At 61.7% G+C, this 20,017-nt stretch carries 25 protein-coding genes and 1 tRNA gene; 10 read left to right on the forward strand and 16 right to left on the reverse strand.

The window, feature by feature from the left end:
* Positions 1–57 precede the first annotated feature (57 nt).
* Together I7X13_RS14870 and I7X13_RS14875 are read right to left on the reverse strand one after the other, a co-directional pair.
* Positions 58–792 (reverse strand): hypothetical protein, encoded by a 735-nt coding sequence (locus I7X13_RS14870; RefSeq protein WP_198076101.1) that lies wholly within the window; start codon positions 790–792, stop codon positions 58–60.
* 80 nt (positions 793–872) lie between these two features.
* The gene (locus tag I7X13_RS14875; protein ID WP_198076102.1) at positions 873–1,640 is read right to left on the reverse strand and encodes a tetratricopeptide repeat protein; all 768 of its coding nucleotides are present in this window, start codon (positions 1,638–1,640) and stop codon (positions 873–875) included.
* A gap of 201 nt (positions 1,641–1,841) precedes the next feature.
* On the opposite strand from I7X13_RS14875, the gene I7X13_RS14880 reads away from it, so the two are divergent.
* A complete protein-coding gene (locus tag I7X13_RS14880; RefSeq protein WP_198076103.1) occupies positions 1,842–2,729 on the forward strand; it encodes an alpha/beta fold hydrolase in 888 nt (295 codons plus the stop codon).
* Between the two features lie 78 nt (positions 2,730–2,807).
* On the opposite strand, the gene I7X13_RS14885 is transcribed toward I7X13_RS14880, so the two are convergent.
* The 6 genes from I7X13_RS14885 to I7X13_RS14910 all read right to left on the reverse strand — a co-directional run bounded on the left by I7X13_RS14885 (position 2,808) and on the right by I7X13_RS14910 (position 7,210).
* Positions 2,808–3,293, reverse strand: coding sequence for a methylated-DNA--[protein]-cysteine S-methyltransferase (locus tag I7X13_RS14885; RefSeq protein WP_198076104.1), 486 nt, complete (start codon positions 3,291–3,293; stop codon positions 2,808–2,810).
* A 99-nt stretch (positions 3,294–3,392) separates the two neighbouring features.
* Complete coding sequence (locus tag I7X13_RS14890; protein WP_198076105.1) at positions 3,393–4,586, reverse strand: amine oxidase; 1,194 nt, start codon at positions 4,584–4,586, stop codon at positions 3,393–3,395.
* A gap of 104 nt (positions 4,587–4,690) precedes the next feature.
* On the reverse strand, positions 4,691–5,629 hold the full coding sequence (locus I7X13_RS14895; RefSeq protein WP_198076106.1) for a cation diffusion facilitator family transporter: 939 nt from the start codon (positions 5,627–5,629) through the stop codon (positions 4,691–4,693).
* Between the two features lie 46 nt (positions 5,630–5,675).
* Positions 5,676–6,602 carry a cation diffusion facilitator family transporter gene (locus tag I7X13_RS14900; RefSeq protein WP_198076107.1) on the reverse strand — a complete coding sequence of 309 codons (927 nt, stop codon included), beginning with the start codon at positions 6,600–6,602 and terminating at the stop codon, positions 5,676–5,678.
* Between the two features lie 42 nt (positions 6,603–6,644).
* Positions 6,645–6,857, reverse strand: coding sequence for a hypothetical protein (locus tag I7X13_RS14905; RefSeq protein ID WP_198067363.1), 213 nt, complete (start codon positions 6,855–6,857; stop codon positions 6,645–6,647).
* Positions 6,854–7,210 (reverse strand): hypothetical protein, encoded by a 357-nt coding sequence (locus I7X13_RS14910; RefSeq protein ID WP_198076108.1) that lies wholly within the window; start codon positions 7,208–7,210, stop codon positions 6,854–6,856. Before I7X13_RS14910 ends, I7X13_RS14905 begins: the two co-directional genes overlap by 4 nt.
* Positions 7,211–7,320: 110 nt before the next feature.
* Here I7X13_RS14910 and I7X13_RS14915 point away from each other — a divergent pair, with 110 nt between their 5' ends.
* Positions 7,321–8,721 (forward strand): APC family permease, encoded by a 1,401-nt coding sequence (locus I7X13_RS14915; RefSeq protein WP_198076109.1) that lies wholly within the window; start codon positions 7,321–7,323, stop codon positions 8,719–8,721.
* Positions 8,722–8,884: 163 nt separating this feature from the next.
* Here I7X13_RS14915 and I7X13_RS14920 read toward each other — a convergent pair whose 3' ends face one another.
* The 7 genes from I7X13_RS14920 to I7X13_RS14950 form a co-directional block, all read right to left on the reverse strand.
* A complete protein-coding gene (locus tag I7X13_RS14920) occupies positions 8,885–9,556 on the reverse strand; it encodes a DUF92 domain-containing protein (protein ID WP_198076110.1) in 672 nt (223 codons plus the stop codon).
* A gap of 47 nt (positions 9,557–9,603) precedes the next feature.
* Positions 9,604–10,110, reverse strand: a complete 507-nt coding sequence (locus I7X13_RS14925; RefSeq protein ID WP_198076111.1) for a GNAT family N-acetyltransferase — start codon at positions 10,108–10,110, stop codon at positions 9,604–9,606.
* 16 nt (positions 10,111–10,126) lie between these two features.
* Positions 10,127–11,113: a porphobilinogen synthase gene (gene hemB / locus I7X13_RS14930; protein WP_198076112.1), complete on the reverse strand. Its 987-nt coding sequence runs from the start codon at positions 11,111–11,113 to the stop codon at positions 10,127–10,129.
* A gap of 99 nt (positions 11,114–11,212) precedes the next feature.
* The gene (locus tag I7X13_RS14935) at positions 11,213–11,761 is read right to left on the reverse strand and encodes a hypothetical protein (protein WP_198076113.1); all 549 of its coding nucleotides are present in this window, start codon (positions 11,759–11,761) and stop codon (positions 11,213–11,215) included.
* A gap of 57 nt (positions 11,762–11,818) precedes the next feature.
* The gene (locus I7X13_RS14940) at positions 11,819–12,976 is read right to left on the reverse strand and encodes an NAD(P)/FAD-dependent oxidoreductase (RefSeq protein WP_233454806.1); all 1,158 of its coding nucleotides are present in this window, start codon (positions 12,974–12,976) and stop codon (positions 11,819–11,821) included.
* A 169-nt stretch (positions 12,977–13,145) separates the two neighbouring features.
* Positions 13,146–14,399, reverse strand: a complete 1,254-nt coding sequence (rocD, locus tag I7X13_RS14945) for an ornithine--oxo-acid transaminase (protein ID WP_198076114.1) — start codon at positions 14,397–14,399, stop codon at positions 13,146–13,148.
* A gap of 62 nt (positions 14,400–14,461) precedes the next feature.
* Positions 14,462–14,974, reverse strand: a complete 513-nt coding sequence (locus tag I7X13_RS14950; RefSeq protein ID WP_198076115.1) for a hypothetical protein — start codon at positions 14,972–14,974, stop codon at positions 14,462–14,464.
* Positions 14,975–15,054: 80 nt separating this feature from the next.
* Here I7X13_RS14950 and I7X13_RS14955 point away from each other — a divergent pair, with 80 nt between their 5' ends.
* From I7X13_RS14955 to I7X13_RS14990, 8 genes are all read left to right on the forward strand, one after another.
* Positions 15,055–15,237: a DUF5522 domain-containing protein gene (locus I7X13_RS14955; protein ID WP_198076116.1), complete on the forward strand. Its 183-nt coding sequence runs from the start codon at positions 15,055–15,057 to the stop codon at positions 15,235–15,237.
* A gap of 86 nt (positions 15,238–15,323) precedes the next feature.
* A complete protein-coding gene (gene rpmB / locus I7X13_RS14960) occupies positions 15,324–15,563 on the forward strand; it encodes a 50S ribosomal protein L28 (RefSeq protein WP_044003635.1) in 240 nt (79 codons plus the stop codon).
* Positions 15,564–15,735: 172 nt separating this feature from the next.
* Positions 15,736–17,436 carry an aminopeptidase P family protein gene (locus I7X13_RS14965; protein ID WP_198076117.1) on the forward strand — a complete coding sequence of 567 codons (1,701 nt, stop codon included), beginning with the start codon at positions 15,736–15,738 and terminating at the stop codon, positions 17,434–17,436.
* 116 nt (positions 17,437–17,552) lie between these two features.
* Positions 17,553–17,735 carry a 50S ribosomal protein L33 gene (gene rpmG, locus I7X13_RS14970; RefSeq protein ID WP_035567317.1) on the forward strand — a complete coding sequence of 61 codons (183 nt, stop codon included), beginning with the start codon at positions 17,553–17,555 and terminating at the stop codon, positions 17,733–17,735.
* An 8-nt stretch (positions 17,736–17,743) separates the two neighbouring features.
* Entirely contained in the window at positions 17,744–17,908 is a 165-nt protein-coding gene (locus I7X13_RS14975) for a DUF4295 domain-containing protein (protein WP_083320826.1), read from the forward strand.
* A gap of 100 nt (positions 17,909–18,008) precedes the next feature.
* Positions 18,009–18,980, forward strand: coding sequence for a signal recognition particle-docking protein FtsY (gene ftsY, locus I7X13_RS14980; RefSeq protein WP_198076118.1), 972 nt, complete (start codon positions 18,009–18,011; stop codon positions 18,978–18,980).
* A 93-nt stretch (positions 18,981–19,073) separates the two neighbouring features.
* A complete protein-coding gene (locus I7X13_RS14985) occupies positions 19,074–19,520 on the forward strand; it encodes a Rieske (2Fe-2S) protein (protein ID WP_198076119.1) in 447 nt (148 codons plus the stop codon).
* A 111-nt stretch (positions 19,521–19,631) separates the two neighbouring features.
* A tRNA-Asn gene (locus I7X13_RS14990) sits at positions 19,632–19,705 on the forward strand.
* An 82-nt stretch (positions 19,706–19,787) separates the two neighbouring features.
* Here the strand turns inward: I7X13_RS14990 and I7X13_RS21770 are convergent.
* Positions 19,788–19,919, reverse strand: coding sequence for a hypothetical protein (locus tag I7X13_RS21770; protein ID WP_262895110.1), 132 nt, complete (start codon positions 19,917–19,919; stop codon positions 19,788–19,790).
* Between the last annotated feature and the right edge of the window lie 98 nt (positions 19,920–20,017).

Consider the following 20,017-nt stretch of genomic DNA (forward strand, 5'->3'; position numbering starts at 1 on the left):
GTCAGCAACGCTGACGGGCCTTTTTGCGATTAATGCTCAGGATGAAAGTCGTGGACTTTACTTCAGCGAGTAGTCCAACTTGAGCATCACTGTGCCGAAGCCGTCGTTGTTGGCCGAGGCGCCGCCGAGACGCAGGTTGATGTCGTCGAGCTGGTCGGTGGTGGTGAAGTAGTAGTTGCCTTCAAGGTTGGCGCGCAGCTTGTCGGTGAGGCGCACGCTGAAGCCGGCCCCGGCGGGGAAAGCCATGGCCATGGCCGGATAGTCGTTGCGCTCGGTGGCCAGGAAGGTGGTAGCGTCGTTAGCACGCTCCGTGCCCACGTAGGCGTGCGGGTTATACAGTAGCAGGCCCGCGCCGCCCTGCACGAACACCTGGAAAACCGGCGCTTCGGCCATGGAAGCCGCGAAGATGGACTCGTCGGGCAATAAATCGAACCGGAAGAAAACCGTGCCCAGGCCGTTGGTGCTGGTGAAGGCCAAGCCGCGCTCCCTGGCCTTGTCGCGCGCGCCCATTTCCACGTAGGAAAATTCGCTGCCCAGGTGCAGGTGTGGCGTGAGGCGGTAAAGCACGCCCAGGCTCAGGGCCGGGCCCAGGAAATTGTCGCCGGGGCTGCTGCCCAGGTCGCCGTTGTACAGGGCCGTGCCGCCGCCGAGCGTGACGTGCAGCGGCCCCCGGAAATAGGCCCGCTCCTGGCGGTTGTAGTGCCGCACCGGGTGATGGTACTGGGCCTGGGCGGTGTGGCTGCCAAGTGCGCCAACCGCCAGGCCTCCAAAAATCAACGAGCGAAACCGCATATTATCAACTAAGGTGAAACAAAGACCTACTATACGGAGCCCAACGCGCAAACCGCTGGAATCCGTCTGCCGGGCGGGTTTTATTTGAAGGTGCCCTGCGGGTCGGGCAGCTTGGCCAGCAGGTCGGTGATGAGGTCGAAATCGAGGCTGCTAACGTTGGCGTTCTGGCCTTTGTGCACGGCATCCCAGGCTTCGGCATACTTCTCCTGGTAGTAGAGGCCGCGGGCCAGCTGCTGCCAGGCGTTGGCGTTGGTGGGGTCGGCGGCGGTGGCACGCTGCAGCAGGGTGAGGCCCATGGCGAGGTCCTTTTTCTTCTTGGTCTGCCCGTAGCGGATGAGGTAGCTCGCGCCCAGGTCGCTCATGAGTAGGGTGCTGGTGGGGGCAATGCCGAAGCCCTTGCTTAGGAGGGCAATGGCGGCATCGGGGGTGGGCTGGCTGCTGGCAATGATACCCAGGCCGCGGTAGGCTTCGGCATTCTGGGGGTTGAGGAGCCAGGCCAGGTTGAAGCGGTAGGTGGCCGTATCGGGCTGGTTTTCGCGCAGGTACTCGTATCCCTTGTTGGTGAAAAACGTGCTGGCTTCGGCCGTCGAAGCAAAACTAGCGGCAATGGCTTTGAGCCGGGCCTCGCCGAGCAGCTGGGTGGCCTGCGTGGGGTTGAGGCCACCGAACAGCGGCTGCAGGCGCATGGGCTTGCCCGGGGCCGGGGTAGCCAGGCTGCCGTCGGGGTTCACGGTTGGGGCAGGCGCGCCCTTGCGCTGGGCCTGGGCGGGCGCGGCGCTCAGCAGGCTTGCCAGCAGCAGGGCAGCCAGGGCCGGCGACGTATTCTTAAGCAAAGTAGAAATCGACACGGGTGCGAAATAAATAAATGAGGAAATCCCGGCCCGGCAAAAAGCCAGCCCGTAGCCATTCTGACAAAGATAAAGCCAATGCCGCCAAGGCTCCGGCTCCGGGGCCGCGCCAGTAGTGGACAAACTGCCGGCCCGGCCCGGGCGTAGGTGAGGTGCTGGCGCCGGGATTCGGCCGCCGGCCTTTCCGCTTAATTCCCGCAGATGCGTCGTTTCTTTTTGCTGACTCCCGTGGCCGTGCTGCTGGCCGCCGTGGTAGTCGTTCTGGCCACCGAATACGTGGTGGCCCGCCCAAGCACCCGCACCAAAGACGTGGCCTACGTACCGGCCTCGGCTCCCGATTTTGATAAGGCGCGCCACATTCTGGACGTGTATTCGCCCAAAAAAGCGGCTCCGAACGGGAAGGGCTATCCGGTGGTGCTGTTCATCCACGGCGGGAGCTGGACGAGTGGGAATAAGAACATCTACACCTTCATCGGGCGGCGGCTGGCTAAGCAGGGCGTGGTGGCGGTGCTGATTAATTACCGCCTCGCGCCGCCAGTGCACGTGCCCGAGCAGGCGGCCGACTGTGCCCGCGCCCTGGCTTGGACGGTGCAGAACATCCGGCAGTACGGCGGCGACCCGCAGCGCGTGTTCGTGATGGGCCACTCGGCCGGCGGCGGGCTGGCGGCGCTGCTGGCTACGGACGATGCTTTGCTAGCCGCCAACGGCCTGCCTCAGAATCCGGTGAAAGGGGCCATTATGGACGACCCGGCGGGGCTGGATATGTACTCTTACCTCAAGGAAATGAAGTATGAGGGCGATGCGCAGTACAAAGTGCCCTTCGGCAACGACCCGGTGGTGTGGAAGGAAATGTCGGCCATCCACAAGATTAAGCCGAACCTGCCGCCGTTCATTTTCTACATCGGCGGCGAGACGTACCCAAGCATTAGTGGGAGCGCGGGGCGGTTTCGGGATAGGCTGAAGGCGACGGGGCAGGCACCGGCGTACACAATTATTCCCGGCCGGCACCACATTCCGATGGTGTTGCAGCTGTACTGGCAGCACAACGTTATTTACCAAGGGCTGCTGAAGCTGGTGGAGGCGGAATAGTGGGTTGGTGGAATAGTGGAGTGGTGGATTGGTAATCTCTAAGAAATCCACCACTCCACTATTCCACCAACCCACTACTTACCCAAACAACCCACCCTGGCGGGTGGGCTGCTCAAATTCGAGCAGCCACTTTTTGCGGTGCATGCCGCCGACGTAGCCCGTGAGGCTGCCATCGGCCCCGATGACGCGGTGGCAGGGCCAGACGATGGCCAGCGGGTTCTGGCCATTGGCGGCGCCCACGGCCCGGACGGATTTGGGGTTGTTCAGCAGTTTGGCCACGTCGAGGTAGGAGGCCGTGCGGCCGTAGCCAATGCCAGTGAGGGCCTGCCACACCTGGCGCTGGAAATCGGTGCCGAAGGTGGGGGCGTAGGTGAGGTCGAACTCGCGCAGCTCGCGGTTGAAGTAGGCCTGAAGCTGCTGGTGGGCCGGGCGCAGGCAGGCCGGAATGTTGGCTTCGGCAGTGGCTTCGGCGGCTTCGTTGAGAAACGTGACGGCGCTCAGGCCCGCATCGGAGCCGGTGAGGGCGAGTTGGCCGAGGGGCGTGAGGAGGATGACGGTAGCCATGTGCCAAAGGTAGAGACGCATACTTGCGTCTCGTCGTTGGACGAAATATTAACTGGCGCCCACGCGAGCTGTTCAACGACGAGACGCAAGTATGCGTCTCTACACCAATATAGCCCGGGGCTGGCGCACGGGTACGGCTTGGGTTATCACTGCCTGGGCCTGGAGCAGGGCTTCGGCGCTGGGCTGGTGCAGCACGCGGGCGGGGCCGGGCTGCGAGAGGTCAGCATCCCAGAGACCGGACCGGTGCCACTGGTCGAGGTGGTCCCAGTCGGGGCGGTCCACGATGGGGTAGAGGCAGATACCTTGCAGCGGCAGGCCTTCGCGGAGAATGGCGGCGCATTCTTCGGCAATCATGCGCAGCCACACGGGGCGGTCGATGCCGGGATGGCTGGTTTCGGTGAGGGCGAAGGGGCGGCGGTAGCGCTTGTAGGCCGAGCGCAGCAGGTTGCGCAGGGGCACCCAGCGCGGGTCGGGCACCTGGTCGTTCCAGCCCAGTTTGTGGGGGGTGCCGTTCTGCCACTGGTTGTCGTAGTAGTAGTTGAAGCCCACAATGTCGAGCAGGTCTTCGCGGCCGCCCAGCTCGGGGCACTTGCGGCCCGCGAGTATGTCGGTGGCCTGAAACTGGTTGTCGTGGGCTTCGCGGGCCCAGCGGCGCTCGCGGGGCGTGGCGTGCAGCGGCGGCACAATGTGCACCAGCGGCTCGGTGCTGAGCATGCGGATGCTGGGGTCGGCCTCACGCAGGGCGTTGGCACCTTCGATGTAGGCGCGCATGAGGCCGTATTTCACGTCCCAGCCCTGGTGATGGCAGTAGGGCGATGTGCCCCGCGCATCGCCCCCGAGCCAGGAAATGAAGCTGACTTCGTTGATGGGCGTGACGATAAGCACATCATCGGGCCGCACGGAGCGGTAGAAATCGACAAAGGCGCGGCAGAGCGCGGCAAAGCGCCGGGCAAACAGTGGGTGCAACGGTGTAAGGTCGTCGGGGTAGCCGAAGTGGCACAAGTCCCACACCTGCTGGATGCCGTGGCGCTGGCCGGCATCGAGCATGGTTTTCACCGTACTGAAATCGTAGTGGTAAGGCGTTTTCTCAATTTGGGCCCAGCGGATGCCTTCGCGCACGGTGCGCACATTGAACGGGTTGAGAGCGGTGTAGTCTTCGTCAATCAGCTGCAAATGGCCGGTGAGGGGCAGGAAATCGACGCGGTGGCCGAAGCAGTTGAGCTGGTCGGTGCACTCGTAGCCGCCCCACCAGAAGGAGCGAAACGGCGAGGCGACAGGGGTAGTAACTTTCATAGCGAGGGGCTGCGTGGAACAAGCGGCCGCCCGCATCAGCCCGATAGCTGTGGCGGGCGCACCCTTCCTTTACCCAAAAACCGGCGTTTTTGTTAATGCCGAACTTATTTAGATGGCGTTTGGGCAGGCTGGGCCAGGTTCTTGGCTTCAATAAAAATGCGCTGCACCTCGGGGTGCTCGGCCCGTATGGCGTCCTGCAATTCCTCTACGGCCGCTGCTACCTGGGTAGCGCTAAGGTCGTCGGCAAACTGCACGTCGAGGGCCAGAATCACGTCGTTCGGGCCGAGATACATGGACAGTGGCGAGCGGATTTCGCACACTTGGGGCTGGGCGCGGGCAATGCGTTCCAGGTTGGCCAGCGTGACGGCGTCCACGCCGGTGCCCACCAGCAGGCCCTTGGTGCGGCCCACCAGAAAGATAGCCACGCCCATTAGCAACAGGCCGATGGCAATGGACGCGCCGCCATCGAAATAGGGGTTGTTCAGCAAGTGGCCCAGAAACACACCCAGCCCGGCAATGGCCAGGCCCACCAGGGCGGCTAAGTTTTCCATCACCGAAGCAAAAACGGCCGGGTCGCGGCTGGTGCGCAGCATCTTCACAAAGCCCACGTTGCCGGTGGATTGGGCCAGCAAAGCCTTCACCGAAAGGTAAAAGGCGATGCCCTCAAAGAGAAAGGAGAGGCCCAGCACCACGTAGTTCCAGCCCGCGTCTTCGATGGGCTCGGGGTGCTGGATGTGCTTGATGCCCTCGTAGAACGACATGCCGCCGCCGATGGCGAAGATGAGCACGGCCACAATCAGGCCCCAGAAATACAGCTCCTTGCTGTGGCCGAAGGGATGCTCGGCATCGGGCGGGCGCTGACTCTGGGCGGTGCCGTAGAGCAGCAGGCCGCTGTTGCCGGTGTCCACCAGCGAGTGAATGCCCTCGGAAAGCATGGCCGACGAGCCGGTGAAATATGCCGCTACAAACTTGCTGATGGCAATGGCGACGTTGGCGGCGATGCCACCGTAGAGGGAAAGTTTAGAGGCGTTAGCGTCGGCCATAAGGCGGGGTAATGATGGTAGGAAAGCCCAAAGAAAAGCCGGACGGTTACGCCGCGCGGCTCGACAGCGACTTGGCTTCGATAAAAATGCGTTTCATTTCCGGGTATTTCGCCCGAATCACATCCTGCATGCTGTCAATGGCCTGTTCAATTTCCTCGGAAGTGAGGTGGTGGTCAAATTCCACATCGAGGGCCAGAATCACATCGGCCGGGCCGAGGTAGGAGGTAAGGGGAGGGCCCACCTGGTCGATGTTGGGCTGGGCGCGCACCAGGGCTTCGATGGCGTCTACGGTTTCATCATCGACGCCGGTGCCCACCAGCAGGCGTTTGGTTTTGTAGATAAGGAACAGCGCTACCAGCACCAGCAACAGGCCGATGGCAATGGAGGCTGCGCCGTCGAGGTAAGGATTATTAAGCAAATGGCCCAGGTACACGCCGACCAGCGCAATCACCAGGCCCAGCAGCGCGGCCAAATCTTCGAGCAGAATGGCGAACACCGACGGGTCTTTGCTGCGGCGTAGGGTGTCCCAGAAGCCGGCATCGCCGCGGTCGGCGTTGAAAGCCTTGAAAGCCAGAAAGCAGGAAATGCCCTCAAAAAGCAGCGACAAGCCCAGCACCCAGTAGTTCCAGGTGGGGTCGGTGATAGGGGCGGGGGACTTGAGGTGCTCGATGCCTTCGTAGAGCGACATGCCGCCGCCCACCGAAAACACCAGAATGGCCACAATCAGGGCCCAGAAGTACAGCTCCTTGCTGCGGCCGAAGGGGTGGCGCTTGTCGGCGGGCTTCTCGGCCTGGCGCACGCCATAAAGAATCAGGCCGCCGTTGCCGCTGTCCACAAGGGAATGAATGCCCTCGGAAAGCATGGCCGACGAGCCGGTGAAATACGCCGCCACAAACTTGCTGGCGGCAATGGCGACGTTGGCCGCAATAGCCCCGTAGATGGCCAGCTTGGAAGAAGAACCCGGTGAACTCATGGCCCGGCTTACGCGGCGGGCGGGGCCGGGGTTGGTGGGCCGCTACCGCCGCCGGGCCCGCCGCAGTGCCGCCGCCTGCACCACCCGTACCCCAAGCAGCCCCACCAGCAGCCCTGGCAGTAGTAGCAGCAACACCCAGGTATTGGCTTCGGGGTAGCTGCTACGGCTGAGGTTGGCCAGATTGACCATAAAATCGACGCAGTACCAGAAGGCGACGTGCACCAGCCGGTCCACCAGTTGAATGAGCCCGCTCATGCCCGCCGCTGCTTTAGCTGCCGCAGCGTCTGGGCGTTGCGCAGGGTGCCATACGTGAGCCACAGCAGCACGGCGGGCACCAGCAGCAGGTAAAACACCACATTGACCAAACCGTACCGCCCCCTGCCGCCCAGCGACAGCGCCGCGATGGTGAGCCGGTACAGCGGCCGGAGCCGGACGTAGGCCGGGCTGTTGGCCGCCGTGGCGTGTGGGCAGGCATGGGCGTAGCAGTAGCGGGTGCAGCGCGTGGCCACGTAGGCGGTGGTGGGCGGGTGCGAAGCTGTTTCATTCACCCAAAAGCCGAAAAGCAAGGGGAGGGCAGCAAGGCAGAAGGTGAGGATAAATGGACGCATAGAGCAATGTAGGACTGACGGGCAGAAATAGGCGAAAGTGGCGCGGACTTTTAAACCGCACACCGGTTCACTCACCGGCGCGGACTAAAAGTCTGCGCTACTTTCGCCCCATGTCCGCACCTACTCTGCAGCGCCGTCTCGGCCTGGTTCAAGCTACCGCCCTCAATATGATTGACATGGTGGGCATAGGCCCCTTTGTCACCCTGCCGCTCGTGATGGGTTTTATGGGGCCGAATTTCCTGCTGGCCTGGCTGGTGGGCGCGGCCCTGGCTTCGGTCGATGGCCTTATCTGGAGCGAGCTGGGCGCGGCCTATCCCGAAGCCGGCGGCAGCTACCGCTTCCTCAAATTGGCGTATGGCGAGCAGAAATGGGGGCGCTACATGTCGTTTCTCTACGTCTGGCAAACGCTCATTCAGTCGCCGCTGGTGCTGGCCTCCGGGGCCATTGGCTTCGCCCAATATTTCGGCTACCTCGTGCCGATGACCGAGTGGTGGCAGCCCAAGGCCGTGGCCGGCACGGTGGTTTTGCTGCTGATAATCCTGCTCTACCGCCGCATCGAGGACATTGGCAGGCTGGGCGTGGCCCTGTGGGTGGGCGTGCTGAGTCTCATGGGCTGGCTGATTTTCGGTGGCGTCACGCACCCCAACCACCACGTCGATATACTGCCGGCGGGCGGTTTTTCGGCCTTGCCGGGCCTGTTAGTTTCGGCGGCTATGGGGCAGGCGGCGGTCAAAACCATTTATTCTTACCTCGGCTACTACAACGTATGCCACCTCGGGGCCGAAATCAAAGGGCCGGAGAAGGTAATTCCGCGCAGCATTTTCCTGAGCATTCTGGGCATTGCGGCGCTGTATCTGCTCCTAAACTGGAGCGTGGGCACGGTCATCGGCTGGCAGGAAGTTCAGGGCTGGCAGGCCAGCGCCGGCGACAAGTCGCAGTTCATCATCAGCGTATTCATGGAGCGGCTGTACGGGCCCACCGCCGCCACCGTGGCCACGGCCATGGTGCTGCTGGTAGCGTTTGCGTCGCTGTTTGCGGTGCTGCTGGGCTACTCGCGCATCCCTTACGCAGCGGCGGCCGATGGCGAGTTTCTGCCCGTGTTCGGCAAGCTGCACCCCACCAAGCAATTCCCCTACATCTCGCTGCTGTTGCTGGGCGGCGTGGGCTTCGTGTTCAGTCTATTGTTTCGGCTGGGCGAGGTGATTTCGGCCATTTTGGCCATGCGCATTCTGGTGCAGTTCGTGGGCCAGGCCGTGGGCCTGATGCTGCTGCGGAAGCGGCGCGGCACGAGCGCGCTGCCGTTCAAGATGCCGCTCTACCCGCTGCCCGTCATTGTGGCCATCATCGTGTGGCTGTTCGTGTTCGTGGGCATCGCGCCGGCCGAGGTGACGTGGGGCGGCGTGCACTTCAAACTCTATTTCCAGCTGGCCGCACTGGGCATGATGGCGCTGGGCACGGCAGCCTTCCTGCTCTGGAGCCGGAGCTTGAAGCGCTGGCCGTTTGCGCAGTAGGAAATGAATCCAGGAAGTTGATTGCAAAAACAGCTAATGTAGAGACGCATAATTGTGTCTTGTCGTCTGCATTACCTGCACAATTACTGTTCAACGACAAGACGCAATTATGCGTCTCTACGCCGTTCTGGCGACTTCCTAAACGGCTTATTAACAATCGAAACTAGCCCAGCCAATGCCCCAGCCCGCCGGCCACCATCGCCCCAGTCAGGGTATTGATGAAATTAACCGCGTTGTTGCTCAGTACACCGCGCCGCTCCAGCGTCGCGCCCAGCACCGAGTCCATCAGGTTGCCGGCCGTGCCCGCCACTAGCAGCCAACCAAAGGCCAGCCCCCAGCCGAAGCCCAGGCAGTAAGTGGCCGCCAGCACTGCCGTGCCGGCCAGCCCCAGGGCCGTACCCTCTAGGCTTACCACGCCGTTGAGGCCGCGCGCATCGGGTCGTAGCGTGAGGATGTTGTAGTAGCGGCGGCCATACACGTTGCCCAACTCAGAGGATAAAGTGTCGGCGGTGGCGGCGGCGAAGCTACCGGCCAGCATGAACTGGACCAGCGGCGCAGCGGGTGGGTATTGCCAAGCCAGCAGGCCCAGTAAACCCGCCACGCCGGCATTGGCCACCACCTGGCCAGCAGTGCGGCGGCCTTTGTTTTCTTCGGCCAGCCCAAGGCGGCGCTTATCGGCCACGCGCCAGCCGGAAGCGGCGGTGCCCAGCCCGAAAAACAGAGCCAGCAGCGCCAGCCCCGTAAAGCCACTGCCGAGGTAAATCAACAGCCCCAGCGCCCCACCAGTGCCGGCAGCGGCCGTAGTCAGCTTGCCCGCACGCACGCTGTAAAACATGCCTGAGCCGAGCAACAACGATACCAAGCCAAGCCGGAATACATCCATTACCCCAGCCGCTTCTCGTAGCAAAAGAACCGCAGACCCGGCCGAAACGCCAGCGTAATCTCGCCCGCAAACCGGTAGCCCAGCTTTGGAAACAGCCGCTGCGTGGCCGCGTTTTCCGAGTTGGTATCCACACGCAATGTCCTCAAACCCTGCGCCACGGCCTGCCGCTCGGCTTCGGCCATTAGCGCCAGCGCCACGCCTTTACCCTGGGTGGCGGGGTCCACGGCCAAACGGTGCGTGACGAGGGCGGGCTCGGTCACGTCCCAGTCGGCCTGAGCGTATTCGGCGTCCTGGTCCTGGGTGAGGGCAGCTACGCCGGCCACCGCACCATCCAATTCGGCCACCCAGAGGTGATTTTGCGCGATGTCCGCCGTAAACACGGCCTCGTTTGGGTAATCGGCCGACCATTGGAAATTACCGCTGGCCTGCATCAGCGGCACCACCCGCCGCACCAGGTCCAGAATGGCAGGCACATCGGCCAGAGTGGCGCGGCGGGTGGTGAGCATATTCGTAGCCAATTGATTAGCCCCGACGCAGCACAGCGGCTGCTTCCTTGGCGAAGTAGGTCAGAATCGCATCGGCCCCGGCCCGTTTGATGCTGGTGAGCACCTCCATCATCGTGCGCTCGCCATCAACCCAGCCATTTTGGGCGGCAGCTTTAATCATGGCGTACTCGCCGCTCACGTTGTAGGCCGTCACGGGCAGGTGGGTGTGGTTTTTTACTTCCCGAATGATGTCGAGGTAGCTAAGCGCAGGCTTTATCATCACCATATCCGCGCCTTCGGCTTCGTCCAGCGCCAGCTCGCGCAGGGCCTCAAGCCGGTTGGCAGGGTTCATCTGGTAGCTTTTCTTGTCGCCTTTCTTGGGGGCCGACGACAGCGCATCGCGGAACGGGCCATAGAACGCCGACGCATACTTGGCCGTGTAGCTCATGATGCTGACGTGTGAGAAGCCATTCTCATCCAACACCCGCCGAATCCAGGCCACGCGGCCGTCCATCATGTCGCTGGGGCCGATGATGTCAGCGCCGGCGCGGGCCTGCGCCAGGGCCATCTGGCCCAGCACTTCGAGGCTGGGGTCGTTGAGAATTTCGCCCGAATCGGGGTCCACCACGCCGTCGTGGCCGTCGGAACTATAGGGGTCCATCGCCACATCAGTCATGATGACGACCTCCGGAAACTGGCGCTTGATATCGGCCACGGCTTTCAGGTACAGGCCTTCGAGGTTGGTGCTTTCGCGGGCCATCGGGTCCTTCAGCACCTCGTTGATGTTGGGGAAGGGCGCGAAGGCTTTCACGCCCAACTCCACGCACTGCCCGATTTCGTCAATCACGCGGTCGGCCGTGAAGCGCACGATGCCCGGCATCGACTTGATTTCCTCGGTTTTATTCTGGCCTTCGGTGATGAAGACGGGGTAGATGAAATCGTGGGCAGTGAGGCGGGTTTCCTGCACCATATCACGAATGACGGCGGACTTGCGGTTGCGGCGGGGGCGGTGGGTTGGGAGCATATGGCGGGAGCCCAACGCTACCGCGCGGGCCGAAAAATTTAGAAAAAAACGTTTGCTACAAAGCGAAATCAGCCTGCAAAGTTCGCCCGAAACCTCAAACTACCGCCCAAACGGGTCGAGGTATGCCACCAGTACCGCCAGCGCCGCCAGCCCGCCCACGATTATCCAGCCCAGCCCGCCACCGCTCAAAATCAGCCCGACGGCGGCAATGGGCAGCACCACCAGCCCCAGCACGCCCAGCACCGTGGTGCCCAGGCCGGCCTCGGCCGTGGCGCGGGGCCGGGCCAGCAGCGGCCGGCGGTGCAGGGCCGTTCGGCGCATTACCGGGAGCGGGCTCGCTACCGCAGTTTGAGTTGACGCTAGCACTGGCGCAGAATGTCGCAAGGCGTGGCTTTGCTTCCGGGCAATAAGTGGCGAAGTGGCTGCCTGCACATCCTGTTGAGCGGTTGACGTAGCCGCGGGCACTGGGGCAGATTCTTGCGTGGCGGTCGTTGCTGCCGCCGGCTTCACCTCCCGCACCCGCCCCGGCATCGGCTGAAACGAGAAGCTGGGCCGGCTGCTCTGGCAGCCACTGGCCAGGCCGCCGGCTACCACCAGCAAAGCCAGCAAACGGGAGTGAAACAAACGAGGGCGCGTAGCAAAAAGCATAGTGAGAAGCCGGAGGTGAGGTCTGAGCAGGGCTGTACGAATATTAGCCGGTTTCCGCTACCCCGTGGCCAGCTTTTGCGCCGCCTGCCAGCCGATGCCCGCCCCCAGGGCCACGCCCATGCCGTTGCAGCGCACGGCGGCCAGCACGCCCGGCCGCACCCAGTCGATGATGGGCGCCAGCGCCGGCCCAAACCCCATCACCCCGCTCCAGCGGTAATCAATGCGTGTCTGCTGGCCGGGCAAAATCACCTCTCGCAGCAGGTTTTCAAGATAGTGCTGCACGGTGCGCGTGAGGCCAGGCGCGGTGGTTTCTTCGGCCGAGAAATCCAGGTTGCGCCCACCGCCGAGCAATACCCGGTGGTCGGGCAACTGGCGGAAATAAGCGTAGCCGTGGTCATAATGGAACGTGCCGGGAAGCTGCACGTCGGGCAGCGGCTCGGTCACCAGCACCTGACCGCGGCCGGGCGTCACGGCCAGCTCGGGCAGCAGTTCGGTGGCGAAGGCATTGGTGGCCAGCATTACTTGGCCGGCCGCCACGGTCGCGCCGTTGGCCAGGTGCAGGTGGTGGCCGGCGGGGATGCTTTCCACGTTTTCCACGGCGCAATTGGTAAGCACGGGCACATCGGCAGCCCAGGCGCGGGCCAGCAGGGCGCGCATCATGCGGCCGGCATCGAGGCTGCCTTCGTGCTCGTTTTTGAGCAGTGTGACCACGCCGCCAAAACCGAACTGCCCAGCCTCCGCACTGGCATCACGGAAGGTGCGGGCATGGCCAATCACCGGGGCCAACAACACGTTGAAATAGTCGATTTTGTCGCGGCACTCGGCTGCCAGCCCGGCTTCTTCGTGCCGGAAAAGCTCGTAGCCACCCACCGGCCAGTAGTCCAGCGCGGTATCGCCCAGCAGCGCACGCAGCCGCGCCAGACCAGCCCAGCGGGCGGCCACTATAGCCTGCAAGTCGCCGCGCTTTTCCTGTTCTATCAATTCCGAAATCGACCCAAAACACGCGAATCCGGCGTTTTTGGTCGAAGCACCGCTGGGCAGTGGGCCGCGTTCCAGCACTACCACGCGCCAGCTGGGCCGTTGCTGCTTGAGATAGATAGCCGCCGTGAGCCCCACCAGCCCCGCGCCGATGATGGCCACATCGGCCGGCCCGAAGAAGGACTGGTGCTCCCAATAGGAGAGGTTGGCGTTGGGCATAAGAAAAACGTCTGTCATTGCGAGTGAAGCGCAGCGAAACGCGGCAATCCGTCCTCTCTTAGCGACCAGCCCTGAGATGTGACAATACTTTTTTCTAATCAGCAGCCTTAGTATTACACAGGATTGTCACATTGTCAGGTATTTACAGGGCATATTGCCGCATTCCACTCGCAATGACAACAGTTGATTAAAACGCCAGAATCACCTCCGCAATCACGTCGCAGGCTTCTTGCAACTGTGCCTCCGTAATCACCAGCGGCGGGGCGAAGCGGATGATGTCGCCGTGCGTAGGCTTGGCCAGCACACCGCGCTCCATCAGCGTTACGCACACGTCCCAGGCGGTGCGGCCGTCATCGGTGGGGTTGATGACCACGGCGTTGAGCAGGCCCTTGCCGCGCACCAGGTCCACTAGTTCGGGACGCTGGGCCTGCACTTGGCGCATCCGCTCGCGGAAGATTTCGCCCAGCGCAAACGCCTTTTCGGCCAATTTTTCCTCGGTTAGCACGTCCAGCGCGGCGCGCATCACGGCGCAGGCCAGCGGGTTGCCGCCAAACGTGGAGCCGTGCTGCCCGGGCTGAATGGTGAGCATGATAACATCATTCGCCAGCACCGCCGACACCGGCATCACCCCCCCACTCAGCGCCTTGCCCAGGATGAGAATATCCGGGTCCACGCCTTCATAGTCGCAGGCCAGCATGCGGCCCGTGCGGCACAGCCCGGTCTGGATTTCATCGGCAATAAACAGCACGTTGTGCGCCTGGCAAATAGCCGCCGCCTGCTTCAAATACCCTTCCGACGGTACCATCACGCCCGCCTCGCCCTGAATGGGCTCCACCAGAAACGCGCACACGTGCGGCTCCTTCACGGCTTCTTCTAGGGCCGCCAAATCATCGTAAGGAACCACTTGGTAGCCGGGCATATACGGCCCGAAACCGCCCGTGCTGTCCCCGTCAGTACTAAAGGAAATAATGCCCGTGGTGCGTCCGTGAAAGTTGTGCTCGGCCACAATGATGCGGGCCATATTCGGCGCAATGCCCTTCTCCTGGTAGCCCCACTTGCGGGCCAGCTTCAGCGCGGTTTCCACGGCTTCGGCTCCGGAGTTCATCAGCAGCGCCTTGTCGTAGCCAAACAGCTCGCACAGCTGCTTTTCGGCCGCACCCAGTTGGTCATTAAAAAAAGCCCGCGACGTGAGCGTGAGCTGCTGGGCCTGCTTCGTGAGTGCACCAATAATGCGCGGGTGGCAATGCCCTTGGTTAACAGCTGAATAAGCCGAAAGAAAATCGAAATACTGCTTGCCGTCCACGTCCCACAGCAGCGGGCCTTCGCCGCGGCTCAGCACCACGGGCAGCGGGTGGTAGTTGTGGGCACCGTACTGGTCTTCGAGCTGCATGAGCTCGGCGGCGCGGCTGGACGTGGCGGTGGGGGAAGCGGTGACGGACATGGCAAGGGCGGGAATTGGTGAGGCCCGAAATTACGGATTTTCGCCCCGCCCGCCGTGCGGCCTTAACGCAGCCGCATCCCTTCTACTTGGTGCGCGGTGTCGGTGTAGCGGCCCACGTAGTTGCCTTCTTCACGGCCGCTGGCTCGCAACAGGGTCCAGTCCACCACGGCGGTTTCGGGGAAAGTTACCGGCGTAGGCTCGGCCGGAGTAGCCGAAGCGGCGGTGGTTTCGGGCAGCAGCAGCGCCTGCACTGTGTTGCCGTGCCAGCCCAGCACCCGCGCCGACGCCTGCCGGAAGCTCGTGTCCGTCGCAATCACCCGCACCGACAGCAAAAACTGGTCGCCAATGGGCAGGCCCGCCAAAAATTTCTTCTTGGCCTGGGGCAGCGTACGCAGGGCCTCGCGCACCGGGTCGGCCAGGGCCGTTTCTTCGCGCGCCAGTGCCGGACGCACCCCGGCCGGGGCCGTATCTGCCGTCAACACCACCGGCGTGGGAGCCTGAGCAACGGTGGGAAAGGCAAACAGTAGGGAGGCCCCTAGCAGGAGCGACAATGTGAAACCGGTAGGCATTTTCATAGAATCGATTGCAAATTTCAGTAACACAAGGTACAACACCCCGGCCATTGAACGCCACCGGCTCTAACTTTGATTCACCGATGCCCGCTCCCGTTCCCCAGTCGCTCCAGCCCGGCGATTTTTACTACACGCCCGAAGGCTACCTCGTCTTCACCGAGCAGTACCACCGCCGCCGGGGCAGCTGCTGCCAGAGCGGCTGCCGCCACTGTCCCTGGAAATTTCGGCCCAAACCAGGCACTCAGGGCGCATCCGACGGGAAATAAGGGCGGGGTGTTTGGTGAATGCCAGACTTTTGCCGATATTTGCGGCCCGTTTCCCTGCTTTGTAAATAATTTAACCCTCCGATATCATGGCCCGTGTTTGTGATTTGACCGGCAAGCGTACCCGCGTTGGTAACAACGTTTCGCACGCTAACAACAAGACCAAGCGCAAGTTCTACCCGAACCTGCAGAAAAAGCGCTTCTACATCCCCGAGCAGGATGCTTGGGTGACCCTGAAAGTTGCTACGTCCACCATCCGCACCATCAACAAGAACGGCATCATGTCGGTCCTGAAGAAGGCCAAGGAGCAGGGCTTCATCGTTTACTAGATTAAAGTGATGTTGCGGCGAAATGTTGGCTGAAAGGCTGATTCTTCGCTTCAAATTTTCAAAGCCAGCGCCGATACGGTTGTCTTTCCAGGCAACCGTATCGGCGCTGGCTTTGTCTGTTGGCCGCTACCTTGTCTGGTAATCTGATTGTTCCCGCCAAATCCTGATGCTTATGCCGCTCCGGTTCTCTTCCCATTTCCTGTCGCCGCGGCCGTGGCCACAAGCTTCGTCATTGGTTTTTATCGGTCTGCAGGGGCTGCTGACCCTCTCGGCCCAAGCCCAGGCCCCCACATCCATCCCCGAGCCGCTGACCAATAATGCGGCCCCGGCCCGGCCTACCGATTTCCTCTCGCCCGCCTTCCACAGGCAGCGCCGCGAACTGCTCCGGTCCCAAATGCCGGCCAATAGCGTGGCCGTGGTGTTTGCTGCGCCCGTCCGCAACCGGGCCAACGACGTGGACTACATCTACCACCAAAACCCCGATTTTCACTACCTCACCGGCTACGAAGAGCCCGATGCCGTGCTGCTGCTTTTTAAAGAGCCGCGCACCGTGGGTGGCCAGCCCGGCGTGACCGAGGCCCTCTTCACCCAGCCCCGCGACCCGCGCCGCGAATCCTGGACCGGCCGCCGCCTGGGCGCGATGGGCACCAAAAACCAGCTCCTGCTCCAGTTTGCGGCCGATAACAAAGACTTCGAAGCCGCTGGCATCAAGTGGAATGACTTCGACAAGGTGCTATTCGACGGCTTACCCACCGATGCCCGCGACGATGCCGAGAATCCCGCCGACCTTTTCAGTCTAGTTAATACCTTCCGCCAGCAGGCCGGCCTGACCAACAATTACAATCCCACGGTTTCGGAGGCCGAAAACATGACCCGCCGCTACGGGCTGCGCAACGGCAAAGAGGCCGCCGGCTACCTCGGCGAAGCCGTAAAAAAGAATCCGGCCCTGGCAACCTCGCCTCTGCTCAAGGATTTCTTGGCCGCTACCAACGATGCCGCCCGCAAAGCCGCCATCGAAGCGCACCCGCCCGGCCGTCTCGACGATGCCACGCTGGGCGAAAAGCTCGGCGACCTGCGCGCCATCAAAACCCCTGAGGAGCTGGCCTTACTGCGCCGCGCTATCCGCATCAGCGCCCAGGGCCAGCGCGAAGTGATGAAGCTGCTGCGCCCCGAGATGGGCGAAATGGAAGTGCAGGGCCTGCACGAATACGTGTACCGCCGCTACGGCGCCGAGTTTCAGGGCTACCCCAGCATTGTGGGCGGCGGGGCCAACGGCTGCATCCTCCACTACGAAACCAACGACCGCCAGCGCCTCGACAACGACCTTGTGCTCATGGACTGCGGGGCCGAATACCACGGCTACTCCGCCGATGTCACGCGCACCGCGCCGCCCTCCGGCACCTTCAGCCCCGCCCAGCGCCAGATTTACGAGCTGGTGCTGGCTGCCCAGGAAGCCGGTTTCGCCGCCTGCCGCCCGGGTGCCAATTTTGATGCCCCCAACAAGGCCACTCAGGAAGTAGTGGCTGCGGGCCTCGTCAGGCTTGGCATCATCAAAAAGAAGGAGGAATTCCGCAAATACTACCCCCACGGCGCCAGCCACTACCTCGGCCTCGACGTGCACGACAGCGGCAGCTATGGCCCGCTGGTGCCCGGCAATGTCATCACCGTCGAGCCCGGCATCTACATCCCCGCCGGCTCGCCCTGCGACCCCAAGTGGTGGAACATCGGCGTGCGCATCGAAGACGACGCCTTGATTACCGCCACCGGCTACGAGAATCTCTCGGCCGAAGCCCCGCGCACGGTGGCCGATATTGAGAAGCTAATGGCCGAACCAAGCGCACTGGAAGGCTTCAAGCTGCCGGAATTGAAGTGACCAAGAGCATGAACTAGCAATTATGCTCCATTCGTTTATGCGACAGGTACTTTGCATTTTCCAAAATTCCCCGTACCTTTGCAGTCCTAAATTTTAAAACACACACCCCCGTCGAGATGGCCAAGAAAGGAAACCGGGTGCAGGTTATCATGGAATGCACCGAGCATAAAACCTCGGGGATGCCGGGCACCTCGCGCTACATCACCACCAAGAACCGCAAAAACACCCCTGAGCGCATCGAGTTGAAGAAATTCAACCCCATCCTCAAGAAAATGACCGTTCACAAGGAAATTAAATAACCTGAACAATGGCTAAGAAAGTAGTTGCTACGCTGAAAACCACCGAAAACGCCAAGAACTGGGCTAAGGTGATTCGTGCCGTGAAATCGGAGAAGACCGGTGCTTACACTTTCCGTGAGGAAATGGTACTGCTCGACAAAGTGCAGGATTACTTGGCTACCGGCAACAAATAGTTGCTGGCCGGGTTCGGCTTTGTAAAAGTTTAAAAAGTCCCACCTTCGTGGGACTTTTTGCGTGTAGGGGTATCACCCCGCTCCAATATCTTCCCTCCCTATGGGCCTCTTCGATTTTTTTAAAAAGGACAAGGAAACTCCTGCCCAGCAAGCCTCGCTTGATGCCGGCCTGGAAAAGACCAAAACCAACTTCTTCGAGCAGCTGAGCAAGGCCGTGGTGGGCAAAAGCACCGTGGACGAGTCCGTGCTCGACGACTTGGAAACGCTGCTGGTGCACGCCGATGTGGGCATCGAAACCACGGTGAAGGTTATTGACCGCATTGAGGGCCGCGTGGCCCGCGACAAATACGTGAGTACCGGCGAACTCGACCGCATCCTGCGTGAGGAAATCGCGGGCCTGCTCGAGGACAATAAGTCCGGCTCCATGGCCGTGCTGGACCGGGCCGGTAGCACCGGCCAGCCCTTCGTTATCATGGTAGTGGGCGTGAACGGCGTGGGCAAAACCACGACCATCGGCAAGCTGGCCCACCGCTTTCACTCAGCCGGCAAAAAGGTGGTGCTGGGCGCGGCCGATACCTTCCGCGCCGCCGCCGTCGACCAGCTCATCATCTGGGGCCAGCGCGTGGGCGTGCCCGTGGTAAGCCACGGCATGAACACCGACCCCGCCTCTGTGGCCTTTGATGCCGTGAAAACCGGCGTGGAAATGGGCGCCGATGTCATCATAATCGACACCGCCGGCCGCCTGCACAATAAGGTGAACCTGATGAACGAGCTGAGCAAAATCAAGCGCGTGATGCAAAAGATGATTCCCGACGCGCCGCACGAGGTATTGCTGGTGCTGGACGGCAGCACCGGTCAGAATGCCTTTATGCAGGCCAAGGAGTTCACCAAAGCCACCGAAGTCACGGCCCTGGCCATTACCAAGCTCGACGGCACGGCGCGCGGCGGCGTAGTGATTGGCATTTCAGACCAGTTCAGCATCCCGGTGCGCTACATTGGGGTGGGAGAGAAGATGACCGACTTGCAGTTGTTCGACCGCCACACGTTTGTCAATTCGCTGTTTAAGAAATAAGCACGGCCGGCTAGCGTTGGTGAGGAGCGAGTGGGCCGGGAATTTTGCGTCCCCGCAAATGCTTAGTAAGCCATGCTTCGTTCTAATTCCCTTATGCAGCGCCTCCCACTCTTTCTGATTTTATGCTTGCTGCTGGGCGTGGCGGCGTGCGGCGCCAAAAACGACGACCAGCCCCTCATTCCCTACGCGCCGGTGAACCTAAGCCTGGTACTCACCAACCAGGAATACGTGAACCTGCGCGCCAATAATGGAGCCGTGACGCTGCCCGTGAAAGGCCCGGCTGGTACCGGTGGGGTGAAGGGCGTAATTGTGGTCCGCCAAAACGCCAGCACCTATCTGGCCTTCGAGCGCAACTGTCCTTACCGTCCCTACGACGCCTGCGCCACGGTCAGTCTGGACAAATCGAGGCTCTTTATGCGCGATTCTTGCTGCAATTCGCAATTTGATTTACAGGGCCAGATAACCGGTGGCCCCACGCCCCGGCCGCTTAAACAGTACAGTACCAGCCTGCAAGGCAATATTCTCAACATTACCAACTGAGTTGCCGCAGATTTTTTTGAAAAAAAACAGATTGGGGCTTGTGTATCTTCAAAAGCCCGTTGTAGATTTGCACTCCGAAACAACAACAACCGGGTTTCGGACTAGAAAAAAGCTTCCTTAGCTCAGCCGGTTAGAGCATCTGACTGTTAATCAGAGGGTCCCTGGTTCGAGCCCAGGAGGGAGCGCTACAAGGCCACTTACGATACCGTGAGTGGCCTTTTTTATTTATTGCCCTCGGCTTAGCCCCCGGTTGATATCGAGAGCTTACTAAAACATCGCCTCGGTGCACCGGGCCAGGGCCGCCGGAGTGATGCCCAGCCCGTGTAGCTTGGTGGCGTACTGCTGGCCCATGCCCCACACGCCTTCCACTGCTACCAGTTGCCAGTCGCTGCCAGGCACAATACCGGTGCAAATTGCGTAGCCCGGTCGCCGGTGTGCTCTCCCCATTAAGCGTCAAAAAGCCCGTCGCGGCGAACGACGGGCTTTTCAACTTGGAT

Source organism: Hymenobacter negativus (assembly GCF_016056375.1).
In the GTDB taxonomy this organism is placed as follows: Bacteria; Bacteroidota; Bacteroidia; order Cytophagales; family Hymenobacteraceae; genus Hymenobacter; species Hymenobacter negativus_A.